Origin of the sequence: Ferruginibacter paludis (assembly GCF_030409685.1) — a bacterium.
Taxonomy (GTDB): Bacteria; Bacteroidota; Bacteroidia; order Chitinophagales; family Chitinophagaceae; genus Ferruginibacter; species Ferruginibacter paludis.
Genome location: NZ_JAUFQJ010000014.1, coordinates 32,741 through 44,937, shown reverse-complemented (window position 1 = coordinate 44,937; position 12,197 = coordinate 32,741). Strand labels below are relative to the sequence as shown.

Sequence of the window (12,197 nt, the reverse complement as noted above, 5' to 3'; positions counted from 1 at the left end):
CAATGCAAACAACAGGTCAAAAAAAGCCGCCTTGCATCCCAACAAAGCGGCTCTGTAAACCCACAAAAAATTGTTCAATAAATTTTTAAACAAGGCATTTAGTTTCCAAACGCTCAACCATTTGTTGCCGGGGTGAGGAGCATTGGATTGTCAGGACAAGAAAGCCCGGTTCCGTTATCTTTTAATTATTTTTTGAGAAGTGCCATTGGCCAGTTTTAAGATATAAATGCCGGCAGGAAAACTGCTTAAATTCAATACATACGAAGCAGATTGAATAGCAAAGCCAAGCATTATTTTACCATCGCAGTTGGTAAGTATGGCTTTTGTGTTTAACAGGCTCGCACCTGTGCTCAGTCTTACGACGCCATCTGTAGGGTTAGGGAAAACCGCCACACTATTTAACACACGTGGAAGTATTTTGCTAACGGGTGAGTTGGAAGAACTTCCATTTTTATTTACCTGCTGTATCCTGAACAAAAGGCCGCCGTTGCCTTCCACAGCCTCTGTAAAGGCATATCTTTTTGTACCATCCCCTTTGCTGGCAACAGTACCAACATTGATAAACTGTTTACCGTCGGCGCTTTTTTGTATAATGTAGTGGTCGGTATTGGTTTCCTGTATGGTCCAATTTAATGCGGCCTGGTGCTGATCGTTTATATCGCCAGACACCTGCAGCCATTTAACAGTCATGGTGGTTAAATGACAAATGTTTACATCGTTTACTATGGGTAAAGCATAGCCGTTAGGGGCAGTTAAGTACGCTTTGTATTGAATATACTGCACATTGGTAAACTGTAAAAGTGAGGCGTTGCTGTTGGTAAAATAGCTGGAGGGGGTGCCATCCGGACCAACAAATGTAAAAGGTCCTGCACTGTGGTTGCTGGCCGCTACCTGGAATTTAATATCTGTTCCGGCAGGTTTGGCAGCGGTAAATCCCAGGCCGCTGAATGTTAATAACGTTCCGGCATCCTGCAACTGTGATGTAAAATTGCCGGAAATGGGGTTGGGGTTTATCATGTAAGTTTTAAAACGTACATCAGTAGAGCCGGGCGTGAGGGGTATTGACCACACCGTGCCGGAAGAGGATCCACAGATATTTGTTCCCCCTGCATATACATCACCGGTGCTGCGTTGAATGGCATAACTGCCTGCAGATGGTTTTGCCAACGGATGAACTACAATGGCATACATAGTGCCCGCAGTTAAGGTAGCCGCACTTGTAAAATTAGCAACCGCATCTATAGCGGTCCCTGAATTAAAGCCTGCAATGGTTCCGGTTGCCAGGGCTGTGCCAGTTGGCTTTGCCGCCGCAGTAGCTTTTATTTCAACAATAAGATCGGGGGTAGTGCCCGTGCAACTGCTACAGAAAAGGCTAACTGCAATTTTGGCAAGGCTGCCGCTTACAGCAGGTGTAAATGTTTGTCCGCCATAACTGGTGGGCGTAAGCGCTGTACCGGTATTGCTTAGTAAGGCGTTTTGCTGGTCTATAACCAATGCTGGTAAAGTAATATCTCCGGGGCTGCTCAACAGATCAACATTGTAAGCAGTGCCTGCTAAAAAATCGGTTTGACTACTTTCCTTCTGGCAAATTTGGGCTGTAGTTCTTTGTATAGAGAAGCTTTGTAAAAGCAGGACGAAACAAAATGGTATGTAATGATGCTGTTTCATAAATGGTAGTTTTATGTGTCGGATTAAATGCTGCGAGGTACAATTGCAACGGCTGATGTAACGGAACGAACGCAGTTGCAAATTAGAATTCGGCAACCTGCTTTACTGTAGAATAACTAAGTAAAAACGCCTGTAAATACTGCTGGTGGGGTAGTAAAGTTCCGCCGCATGACGACCATTTATTGGCAGCTTTTCTTTAAAGTGAACAGTTCCGTAAAAGGGAAAGTTGTCTAAAATACGGACGCCTTCTGCGCACTTTCTGTTTCCAGGACACAGATGGCCGGAACGTATTCGTATTGGTATGGTATATTTTTTTTGGCGGCTTGGTTTTAGCTTTAGCTGATTCTTTCAAATCCTAGTGCGTGTCAACAATGCAAATTCCATTATGCCTGAATGGCATAATGGAACCATCAGCCCGTTGGGCAGCTTCCATTTTAGCAGAAGGTTTTTACAAATTTCCAACTGATAAATTTACCCTACTGCCTTACAACGCTATGGCACTGCGAAAATTATTTACACTTTGATGGTTGATTTTTTTCCTTAAATGTCAAGGGTGTTGTGTTAACCAATTGTTATTGCATCAATTGATCCCGCTGAAGGCATCTTAAACATGATACCAATCATTTGTATGCTGTAAAAAAGTCATAGGCAAAGGCCGGTATTGGGAGTAGATTTATAAAAAAATAAACTTATGCTGCCTTACAAATTTAACAAAAGCCGTTTTGCTTTATTACAGCTCCGGTTAACCATCAGTATTTTATTTTTATTATTTGCCGTTATTTCAAAGGCCCAGGTAAAGGGTGGCAAATGGATCGCTCCAAAATCTGCAGATGCGGTAAAAAATCCGGTTGTGCCAGATGCGGCAACTTTAAAGGAGGCTAAAACAATATACACTACGTATTGTATGCCCTGCCATGGAAGCAAGGGCAAAGGCGATGGTGTTGCCGCTGCAGGTTTAGCGATAAAGCCTGCAGATCATACTTCTACCTTTATACAAAACCAAACGGATGGTGCACTTTTTTGGGAAATGAGTGAGGGGCATAATCCGATGCCATCCTACAAAACTACGCTAACCGAAAAACAGCGCTGGGAATTGATCAGCTACATCAGAACGTTTGCAAAAAAATAAACAACTAAAACAAAATATATGAGACAGATAATTCCGGCTATTGTGCTCCTGCTGTTATCGTGCGTATCGGTGCAGGCTCAGGATTCCGTCAATGTTGCCGTTGCAAAGGCATCTCCCGGTTCAAACAAATTTGCTGTTTATGGCAATGCGGAAGCAAGCTATATTTCCAACAGCGTTGCTAAAGGTTTTGGTGAAATCAACTTTAAACCCATTTTTTTATGGCGTATTTCGCCCAAGCTTTTTATAGAAGCGGAAATGGAAATTGAAACCGGCGGCGGCAGTGCAGACCTTGGCCTTGAATACGCCAATATGTGCTATACCGTGAACCCTTACCTCACTCTGCATGCAGGAAGATTTTTACCAAAATTCGGCGCTTACCGCGGGAGGCTTGCCGAAGGTTTTATAAACCGCTTTTCATCTAATCCCACAGGCTTTGGTGATGGCGGTATTGGTGCCTCTGTTGAAACCGGTGTTGGTGCCCTGGGTGCTTTGCCTTTTGGCGACATTAAAATTTTGTACGATTGCTATGTTGTGAACGGGCCTCATTTATTAACGGATACATTAAATGCCGGGCAGTTTGATTACGAAGCTTATACAGCCAATAATAACAGCCTGGCGGTGGGCGGAAGGATTGCTATTGTTCCATTGGCAGCATCTAATCTTGAGTTGGGGTTTTCTTTTCAGCATAAAGCAAAAACCGGCGACGCGGGTACTGAAAATGAGAACGTAAGCCTGGATATGCAGGCGGTGGATCTTAACTGGTACCAAAATATCAGTGCCCTGCAAAGTACGCTGCGTATTACGGGTGAATTAAGGCACCAGAAAACAGGCGACAACGCAGCTTACCTGGCCGCCGATGGCGTAACAAAATACTTGTTTGCCAATTCACCCAGGGCCTGGTATTTATCAGGGAGTTTAAGGCCTGCGCTGGTTGACAATACTTTTTTCAGAAACCTGGAATTTGCCTACAGGTACTCCAATTATAAACGACCTGTAAACGCCCCATGGGGCGGAGCCGCCGTAACTTCCAATGAGTTTGCGGTTGATTACTGGCTGCACTGGAACAGTCTTATAAAGCTGGCATATCAGTCTAAAAGCGATGAGCCTAAAACATTCTATGCTTCTGTTGTATTTGGTTTTTAATTCCTAAAAAAAATTGTATGAAAAAAATATTGATAATATTCGCTGTATTCAGCATTGTTATTTTAGCAACCAGTTTATTAACCGGTTGTTATGTATCAGCTAAAGTAGCCAACAAATCGGGCGCACAGTTGTGGGGAGAAAACTGTAACCGTTGCCACAATGCACCGGCCCCGGGTGAATTAAATAACGATAACTGGGATATCGTTGGTACACACATGCAAATAAGGGCTAACCTTACCAAAACTGATGTTGAAAAAATTACTGATTTTCTAAAAAGTGCCAACAACTGAGAAAAGCGTTTTAGTCTTACAGGGCCAACAAACTCTCTGCATATTGCAGCTTATTTATTTCAATCCCTCGATTGCAGCCAATAAAAAAGGTCAATTTTTCGCAAGTGGAAAAATTGACCTTTATATAATGAAAGGTAATCCATGTTGTTAATCCCTGCGATGACCATTGTGCCGCCCGCGCTCGTGCCAATCCCGGCCGTAGCCACGGTTGTAGCCATCGTTGTTAACCCACCTGCGTTCGTATGGACGCTCCCGCTCCTCACGGTATCTTTCGTTGCGGCCATAACTTACAAAACGTTCATTTTCGTAGCCACAATAGCCGCCATACCTCCGGCGGTAATAATCGTTCCGCAGGTAAGGCCTTGGCTGGTTGATCATTATTTTGTTACAGCGGTACAAATCATAATTGCTGTAACGATCAGGTAAGGAGGCGCCGAAAATCCAGTCACCACCCTGAAGGTAAATGAACTGTCTTTGCGGTGCATCATAGTAAGCGTCAATATCTGGCATATAATAGTATGCTGCCTGCACATACCCAACGGGGCACCATGCCGGACGAACGCCAATATTTACATTAATATGAACCTGGGCTGCAGCTTTAAATGCGATACTGCCTGTAATCAGCGCCAGTACCAATAGTAGTTTTTTAGTCATGAGGTTGGTTGTATGCTGCTAAAATCAAAACCAATGCCAACTGCGGCAAACGCTGTGTGTGGGTGCGGTGCTTTTAATGATGTGGTAGCTGCATCATTCGTCCAATGCAGACTGGATGCTGGTGCAGACGTAAACGCTGCTGCAAATTTTTATTTGTTAAATAAATTGACGGCTTATCAAAGTAGCCATCCTTCCGGCATATACCCCGGGAGACGACAGCCTTGTGCGAATAGCTTGCTATTTTTTTGACAGCAGAACGACCTGGCATTATTTGCATATCAGTAACAACAACCGGCTACTGTATACAGCAATTATACGATTGCTGCAATGAAGAAAATACAGCATGATGGTGGTGCATTGTCCGGTTAACAAACAGGATTGCCAATGGTAAAGAAATGCTTTTCAATTTCAGTTTTTTTTATTTTACTTGCGTGCAATACCATCCATTGAGGTGTTAGCGCCAACATAAAGTGACATAGCCTTAAATTCAAAGCAGGACGAAGATGCTACAAGTAGATTTTGCAAACAGGGTAAAAAAAATCTTAAAAACAGACAATTCAGTTATTGGTTTAGCCGTTGCAGGTTCGTGGCTTACCGATGAACTTGATGAGTTTTCAGACCTTGACCTCATAGTGGTAGCCAAGGAAAAAATTTCAGCCGACAAGAATAAAATGCTTGGATATGCCAGCCAGTTTGGAGATCTTTTAACCGGATTCACAGGGGAACATGTTGGCGAGCCAAGGGTTTTGATTTGCTTATACGATAACCCATTGTTGCACGTTGATATCAAGTTTTTGACACTTGAAGAATTTAAACATAGAATTGAGCAACCAGTAATTTTGCTGGATACAAACAATCAATTACAACAAATTATTGAACAGACAGAATTTCAATTTCCTTACCCGGACGACCAATGGATTGAAGACCGTTTTTGGATTTGGATACACTACGCACTTTTGAAAATCGGACGTGGTGAACTATTAGAAGCATTTGACTTTTTGGGTTTTTTAAGGATGGTGGTATTAGGCCCTTTGCTACACATTAAAAACAACAATTTACCAAGAGGTGTCAGGAAAATAGAAACTCAAATTTCAAATGAAGACCTGGAAGATTTAAAAGCGACAATACCCGGCTATACGAGAGCATCACTTTTGAATAGTTTAGAAAATGCAGTTTCAGTTTACAGGCAACTTAGAACTGAACTTTTTAAAGTACACACTATTTTACAGGTTAAAACTGAAAAAAAAGTAATGGCGTATTTTGAAAAAATAAAACAATTTGAAGAATAGCCTGCTACCATCATTTGGTATTATGGAATTGAGGCCTTGATCTTATTAGCTTTAACCAAAGCAAGCCAGTATTTAGTTCCGGATTAACGGATACCTTTGAATTGCAATTAGAATATTGAACTTTTAGTTATAAATTCAGCGCAGGGTTTTGTGCGGCCGAAAGTAATATCCCGGCTGTGTTAAGACCTGAACATTAACCCAGTTTGATTTTTAAACAATGCTACAATGGACAAGAATAGAATATATAAACTTGTTTTTGCCAGTGTCTATCCTTTATACATAAAAAAAGCGGAGGCAAAAGGGCGTACGAAGGATGAGGTTGATGCGGTTATTTTTTGGTTAACAGGTTACAACGAAGAAACATTACAAAAACAAATTGACAGTAAAAGTGATTTCGAAACATTTTTTGCCGGGGCTCCTGAGATGAACGAAAATGTTTCAAAAATCACTGGTGTTATTTGCGGATACCGGGTAGAAGACATCGGGGACAAAGTAATTCAAAAGATACGATATCTTGACAAGCTCATCGATGAATTAGCCAAAGGAAAAGCAATGGAAAAGATATTGAGGAGGTAACCAAATTTCTTCTCAGGCATTTATATACACGATCATTGCTCTTCCTGGAATCCATGCCTGATAGCACACTGCTTCATGTTTATGCCACCTGTCCATATTGTTCATTATCGGTTAATGACAGCAGGTAAATAATTTAGCCATGACAAAAAAAGCAATCATATTTGATCTTGACAATACCATCTACCCGGTTGCGGCTATAGGTGATCAACTATTCAAATCACTTTTTAGAACCATTGAGAAAGATGGGAATTATCAAGGCACAATGGGCGAAATAAAAGCGGAGATTATGCGAAAGCCATTCCAGGTAGTAGCAAAGATGTATGCCTTCAGCGATGCACTGACAACTACCTGTTTGAAATTGCTAACCGAACTTACTTATGATGACACAATAGCTCCTTTTGATGATTATGCGTTGACTACAAAATTAACCTGTTTGAAATTTTTAGTAACAACCGGATTTAAAAAGTTGCAGCTGAGTAAAATTGATCAGCTGAATATTAAAGATCATTTTGAAGAAATAATCATTGTTGATCCGATTGCTTCTTCCCTGACAAAAAAGAATTTTTTTAAGGATATTATGTTGAGGTATAATCTTACCCCCAATGAGGTTTTGGTTATTGGTGATGACCTGCATTCAGAAATAAAAGCAGCAAAAGAATTGGGTATTGCTACCGTTTTGTATGACTATCTTGGGGAAAATGAAAGCCTGCCAGGCGAAAATGTAATTACTAATTATCAGCAGCTGGGAAAATATGTATGAAAGAAGATGACGTGGCGGAATGTGGAACCCTTCATCCTAAACAAGTGGTACATTACAATAAATAAAATTAGTTATGGGACTATTTGACAAACTTTTTGGCGGAACAAAGAAAGGCTCAAACGTTGAGCTGCCCGAAGACACCAGCTTGATTTCCTCAGATCATTTAATGGATGAAGATCCATTCTGGAAAATTATCCAAACAACAAAAGATAAGTCAGGTGGCGACTATGAACAACAACAGAAAGCGCTGGCAGATGAATTGGGTAAGCTAACCGCCGGAGACATCATATTGTTTGACAACCGGTTTCGTTATCTAAGGGGCCGGGCAAATACCTGGGAGCTTTGGGGTGCCATTTATATTATCCATGGCGGATGTAGTGACGACAGTTTTAACGATTTCAGGGAATGGGTAATAGGACAAGGCAAAGCCTTTTATTATAAAACGATTCAAGATCCGGAAAGCCTTGTAGAAGTTAACACAGATAAAATAGAGGAGGTTGACTGGGAAGGTTTGGGCTATGTTGCCTCCACTGTTTTCCAGGAGATGACGGGGCAGGATATACCCTCTGCATTTGAAGAACACCAGGGCACAACCGGAAAAGAATGGACAGAAGAGAGTGATGATTTGAAGCTTATGTTTCCTGAACTGTACGCAAAATATCCGGACAATATCTGATGAAATAATGCAGCTATATCACTTAGATATAAAGTATTGCCCTGTTAACTTTCGCGGGTACAACAAGATGAATAAAATATGAAACTCTACATAAAAAACATGGTTTGCAGCCGTTGCAAAATGATGGTGAAGGCGCAATTGGAAAGTATGGGACATCGTCCACTATCAGTTGATTTGGGCGAAGTTGAAATTGAAAACGAATTATCAAAAGATCAGTTACTCCAGCTTGATACGGCTTTAAAAGCGGTTGGGTTTAAACTGATAGACAACAAAAAAAGTAAGACTATCGAAAAAATTAAAAATGCCATCGTTGAACTGGTACATCATTCAGGCAACGACCTGCACACCAACCTGTCGGCATTTATCACCTCTAAAATTCACCAGGATTATCATTATTTAAGCAACTTGTTTTCAGAAGTTGAAGGCACTACCATTGAAAAGTATTTCATTCATCAACGCATTGAAAAGGCTAAGGAATTACTGGTGTATGATGAAATGACAATTTCTGAAATCGCTGATCAATTGGGCTACAGCAGCGTTGCGTATTTATCTAACCAGTTTAAAAAAATAACCGGCTTTACACCCAGCTATTTTAAGTCGCTTAAAGAAAATAAAAGGCGGAATATAGAAGACCTGTAAATGTTACAAATCAAATACAAAATTCCGTAACAGGCAGCCCTGCAGCGCAGACTAACTTTGTGTCAAAATAATCAATTATGACACATACATATGAAGTTACAGGCATGACCTGCGGTCATTGCGAAGCCAATGTAAAAAGCAGTCTGCTGAAGCTGCCCAATATTACGGCCGTTGAAGTTTCAAAAGAAAAGCAAACAGCAGTTATCAGTATGGACCAGCATATTCCACTTGCTGTTCTTCAACAGGCACTTGACAAAAAATATGCAATAGCTGCAACGGAACACAACGAAACTGCGGAACAGACAAAAAGCTGGCTGGCTGCATACAAACCTCTCTTGCTAATTTTTGGCTATATCACAACCGTAGCATTAATTGTCGCTACTGCACAGGGCGGGTTTAATCAAATGCAGGGAATGAATGTTTTTATGGCAGGCTTCTTTCTCACATTTTCATTCTTCAAAATGCTGGACCTGAACGGCTTTGCCGATAGTTATGCGATGTATGATATTGTAGCAAAAAGAATGAGACTATGGGGTTTTATTTACCCCTTTATTGAGCTGTTGCTGGGTATCGCATATGCCCTGAACTTTCAGCCATTCATCACCAATTCAGGAACACTAATTGTTATGGGAGTAAGTATTATAGGGGTATTGCAAAGCGTATTCAATAAAAGAAAAATACAATGTGCGTGCCTGGGAGCGGTTTTCAATTTACCAATGAGTAGCGTTACCATTATTGAAGACGCACTGATGATAGCAATGAGTGCCGGCTTGCTTGTTTCACTTTTATAAACTGTAATGAAAAACAAACTACGATACATGAAAAAATTAATTGGGTTCACAGTACTATTTTGTTTGATGATCCTGGCGTCAACTGCGCAGCAACATCCGATGCCCATGAAGGATACTCCGAAGCATATAGCTAAAGATACAATGCCAATGGAAATGGATACAATGATGAAGCAAGACCATACGATGATGGACGATGACATGGATATGGGCAACATGAGCCATGCTTTTTCGCTACACCTCCCCATGAGTCGAAATGGCTCCGGTACAGGGTGGCTGCCGGATGCCTCACCGATGTATGGCAATATGTATCATAAAAAAAACTGGATGTACATGCTGCATTACAACCTTTTTCTCAGGTACAACAACCAGGATTTTTCAAACAAAGGGGTAAGGGGTGGCGATAAAGTGGATGCCCCGAACTGGCTGATGTGGATGGGCCAAAGAAAAGCAGGCAACAACGGGTTGTTGCATTTCAATACTATGCTTTCGCTGGATGCCGTCACGATGGGCGGCGGTGGTTATCCGTTGTTGTTTCAAAGCGGCGAAGCTTATAAAGGCAAGCCGATTGTCGACAGGCAACATCCGCACGACTTATTTTCTGAGCTGTCTTTAAGCTATGCACAGGCGCTTTCAAAAAAAGCCGACGTGTTTATTTACCTGGCTTATCCTGGCGAACCTGCGCTGGGTCCGGTGGCCTTTATGCACCGCCCGTCTGCGTTATACAATCCCGATGCGCCACTTTCTCACCACTGGGCTGATGCCACCCACGTTACGTTCGGCGTAGCAACGCTGGGGGTTCGTTTGGGTAATGTTAAACTGGAAGGTTCTTCATTTACCGGGAGGGAGCCGAATGATAAGCGTTTTGATTTTGATAAGCCAACTTTTGACAGCTGGAGCGGCAGATTATCGTACAACCCTTCCAAAAACTGGGCTTTGCAGGTGTCGCATGGTTTTATAAAAAGTCCGGAAGAGTTGCATGCAAGCGAAGACGTCAACCGTACTACAGCTTCTGCCATTTACAGTTTGCCTTTGCCGGGCAGCGCCTGGTTAAATGCCGTTGCACTTTGGGGGCAAAATAAAATAAAAGGCCACGATGGTGAAAATGCTTTATTGCTGGAAGCTTCATGGCTCCGCAACAAACTTGCCATTCATGGCAGGTATGAATATGTTCAAAAATCAGTGGAAGAATTAAACCTGGATGAAACAATTTATGGCCCCGGGGCCGTTTTTCCGGTGAATGCTTTTACGCTTGGGTTTAATTATGATTTGCTACACCTTGGTAAAACAAAATTAGCCGGCGGAAGTCAGTTTACATTGTATCATGCAGATAGTAGGTTGAACAGTTTGTACGGTAAAAACCCGATGGCATTTGAAGTGCATTTAAGATTTTATCCCGCTTTAATGAAAATGTAATTCTATTGTTTAAACATCTGCATGCGTCGTGCTTCATAAGCAATTACATGTAAATATTAAAGTGGATATTTGTTGCACAGTATGGTTCTTTTGCATCCATTGGTCAACTGATCAAATAATCAACCGGATAAATTTAAAAGTTGATGATTACGTGCTTTGGATTTTTGTGCTGGTATCAAACAAAACTTTGAATAAGATGAAGGTTGTAATCATCGGCGGTACAGGTCATATCGGTACATATTTAATTCCCAGGTTGGTAATGGCTGGGCACGAGGTTATCTGCGTAAGCCGTAATAAAAGTAAGCCTTATAGTTTGCACCCATTGTGGAAATCGGTACAGCATGTCACCATCGACCGGTTGTCTGCTGAAGCCAATGGTACTTTTGGGACAGACATTAAAGCACTGCAGGGTGAGATTGTAATTGACCTGATTTGTTTTACTCCTCAAAGTGCTGCGATGCTAACAACAGCGTTAACTGGCGAAGTTGAACACTTTATACATTGCGGCACGATGTGGGTGCATGGGCACAGTGAACAGGTACCAACCCGCGAAAGCCAGCAGCGAAAGCCTTTTGGAGAATACGGTATCAACAAAGCTGCCATTGAATCTTATCTTCTTTCAATTGGACGACAACAGGGTTTTCCGGTTACCATATTGCACCCGGGGCATATCACCGGACCAGGGTGGTTACCCATTAATCCCGCAGGAAATTTGGACCCGGAAATATTCAGGTTGTTGGCGAAGGGCGAAACAATTACTTTGCCTAACCTGGGGATGGAAACCCTGCATCATGTGCATGCGGGTGATGTTGCGCAGGCCTTTATGCTTGCAATCGGCAACAGGCAACGTTGTATCGGCGAATCTTTTCATATTGTTTCTGAACAGGCACTTACATTAAGAGGCTATGCCATGGCAATGGCAACATGGTACGGGCTGCATGCCCATCTTAGTTTTAAGCCATGGGAAGAATGGAAGAAGACGGTTAGTGAACGGGACGCCGAATTAACCTGGATCACATAGCCCATAGCCCTAACGGAAGTATTGAAAAGGCAAAGCAATTATTAAACTATCAGCCACGGTACAGTTCACTGCAGGCAGTTCAGGAAGCCGTAAGCCATTATTTTGCATAAAGCAGCAATGCTATTGAAACAGCAATCCGCTGACGTTA

At 42.0% G+C, this 12,197-nt stretch carries 13 protein-coding genes; 11 read left to right on the top strand and 2 right to left on the bottom strand.

The annotated features are described in order from the left end of the window. Positions 1-174: 174 nt before the first annotated feature. Entirely contained in the window at positions 175-1,668 is a 1,494-nt protein-coding gene (locus QWZ08_RS19790; protein WP_290339269.1) for a T9SS type A sorting domain-containing protein, read from the bottom strand. 691 nt (positions 1,669-2,359) lie between these two features. Between QWZ08_RS19790 and QWZ08_RS19785 the strand changes: the two genes are divergently transcribed. The 3 genes from QWZ08_RS19785 to QWZ08_RS19775 are packed head-to-tail and all read left to right on the top strand — an operon-like array spanning position 2,360 to position 4,230. Continuing rightward, positions 2,360-2,797, top strand: a complete 438-nt coding sequence (locus QWZ08_RS19785; protein ID WP_290339268.1) for a c-type cytochrome — start codon at positions 2,360-2,362, stop codon at positions 2,795-2,797. A gap of 18 nt (positions 2,798-2,815) precedes the next feature. Then, positions 2,816-3,940 (top strand): hypothetical protein, encoded by a 1,125-nt coding sequence (locus QWZ08_RS19780; RefSeq protein WP_290339267.1) that lies wholly within the window; start codon positions 2,816-2,818, stop codon positions 3,938-3,940. A 17-nt stretch (positions 3,941-3,957) separates the two neighbouring features. Then, positions 3,958-4,230, top strand: a complete 273-nt coding sequence (locus tag QWZ08_RS19775; RefSeq protein ID WP_290339266.1) for a c-type cytochrome — start codon at positions 3,958-3,960, stop codon at positions 4,228-4,230. 147 nt (positions 4,231-4,377) lie between these two features. On the opposite strand, the gene QWZ08_RS19770 is transcribed toward QWZ08_RS19775, so the two are convergent. Further along, positions 4,378-4,884, bottom strand: coding sequence for a hypothetical protein (locus QWZ08_RS19770; protein ID WP_290339265.1), 507 nt, complete (start codon positions 4,882-4,884; stop codon positions 4,378-4,380). A 503-nt stretch (positions 4,885-5,387) separates the two neighbouring features. Here QWZ08_RS19770 and QWZ08_RS19765 point away from each other — a divergent pair. The 8 genes from QWZ08_RS19765 (at position 5,388) to QWZ08_RS19730 (ending at position 12,049) form a co-directional block, all read left to right on the top strand. Then, a complete protein-coding gene (locus QWZ08_RS19765) occupies positions 5,388-6,173 on the top strand; it encodes a nucleotidyltransferase domain-containing protein (RefSeq protein ID WP_290339264.1) in 786 nt (261 codons plus the stop codon). A gap of 225 nt (positions 6,174-6,398) precedes the next feature. Next, complete coding sequence (locus tag QWZ08_RS19760) at positions 6,399-6,749, top strand: DUF2200 domain-containing protein (RefSeq protein WP_290339263.1); 351 nt, start codon at positions 6,399-6,401, stop codon at positions 6,747-6,749. Positions 6,750-6,888: 139 nt separating this feature from the next. Continuing rightward, complete coding sequence (locus tag QWZ08_RS19755; protein ID WP_290339262.1) at positions 6,889-7,509, top strand: HAD family hydrolase; 621 nt, start codon at positions 6,889-6,891, stop codon at positions 7,507-7,509. Positions 7,510-7,582: 73 nt separating this feature from the next. Next, on the top strand, positions 7,583-8,185 hold the full coding sequence (locus tag QWZ08_RS19750; protein ID WP_290339261.1) for a DUF4240 domain-containing protein: 603 nt from the start codon (positions 7,583-7,585) through the stop codon (positions 8,183-8,185). A gap of 78 nt (positions 8,186-8,263) precedes the next feature. Further along, a complete protein-coding gene (locus tag QWZ08_RS19745) occupies positions 8,264-8,824 on the top strand; it encodes a helix-turn-helix domain-containing protein (protein WP_290339260.1) in 561 nt (186 codons plus the stop codon). Positions 8,825-8,901: 77 nt separating this feature from the next. Next, positions 8,902-9,615: a heavy-metal-associated domain-containing protein gene (locus QWZ08_RS19740; RefSeq protein WP_290339259.1), complete on the top strand. Its 714-nt coding sequence runs from the start codon at positions 8,902-8,904 to the stop codon at positions 9,613-9,615. A 27-nt stretch (positions 9,616-9,642) separates the two neighbouring features. Continuing rightward, positions 9,643-11,028 carry a hypothetical protein gene (locus QWZ08_RS19735; RefSeq protein WP_290339258.1) on the top strand — a complete coding sequence of 462 codons (1,386 nt, stop codon included), beginning with the start codon at positions 9,643-9,645 and terminating at the stop codon, positions 11,026-11,028. Positions 11,029-11,224: 196 nt separating this feature from the next. Next, positions 11,225-12,049, top strand: a complete 825-nt coding sequence (locus QWZ08_RS19730) for an NAD-dependent epimerase/dehydratase family protein (RefSeq protein ID WP_290339257.1) — start codon at positions 11,225-11,227, stop codon at positions 12,047-12,049. Positions 12,050-12,197: the final 148 nt, after the last annotated feature.

Bases quoted from the DNA above. Each gene is read 5' to 3' on its own strand.
- QWZ08_RS19790 (WP_290339269.1), bottom strand. From the start codon at position 1,668: ATGAAACAGCATCATTACATACCATTTTGTTTCGTCCTGCTTTTACAA.
- QWZ08_RS19785 (WP_290339268.1), top strand. From the start codon at position 2,360: ATGCTGCCTTACAAATTTAACAAAAGCCGTTTTGCTTTATTACAGCTC.
- QWZ08_RS19780 (WP_290339267.1), top strand. From the start codon at position 2,816: ATGAGACAGATAATTCCGGCTATTGTGCTCCTGCTGTTATCGTGCGTA.
- QWZ08_RS19775 (WP_290339266.1), top strand. From the start codon at position 3,958: ATGAAAAAAATATTGATAATATTCGCTGTATTCAGCATTGTTATTTTA.
- QWZ08_RS19770 (WP_290339265.1), bottom strand. From the start codon at position 4,884: ATGACTAAAAAACTACTATTGGTACTGGCGCTGATTACAGGCAGTATC.
- QWZ08_RS19765 (WP_290339264.1), top strand. From the start codon at position 5,388: ATGCTACAAGTAGATTTTGCAAACAGGGTAAAAAAAATCTTAAAAACA.
- QWZ08_RS19760 (WP_290339263.1), top strand. From the start codon at position 6,399: ATGGACAAGAATAGAATATATAAACTTGTTTTTGCCAGTGTCTATCCT.
- QWZ08_RS19755 (WP_290339262.1), top strand. From the start codon at position 6,889: ATGACAAAAAAAGCAATCATATTTGATCTTGACAATACCATCTACCCG.
- QWZ08_RS19750 (WP_290339261.1), top strand. From the start codon at position 7,583: ATGGGACTATTTGACAAACTTTTTGGCGGAACAAAGAAAGGCTCAAAC.
- QWZ08_RS19745 (WP_290339260.1), top strand. From the start codon at position 8,264: ATGAAACTCTACATAAAAAACATGGTTTGCAGCCGTTGCAAAATGATG.
- QWZ08_RS19740 (WP_290339259.1), top strand. From the start codon at position 8,902: ATGACACATACATATGAAGTTACAGGCATGACCTGCGGTCATTGCGAA.
- QWZ08_RS19735 (WP_290339258.1), top strand. From the start codon at position 9,643: ATGAAAAAATTAATTGGGTTCACAGTACTATTTTGTTTGATGATCCTG.
- QWZ08_RS19730 (WP_290339257.1), top strand. From the start codon at position 11,225: ATGAAGGTTGTAATCATCGGCGGTACAGGTCATATCGGTACATATTTA.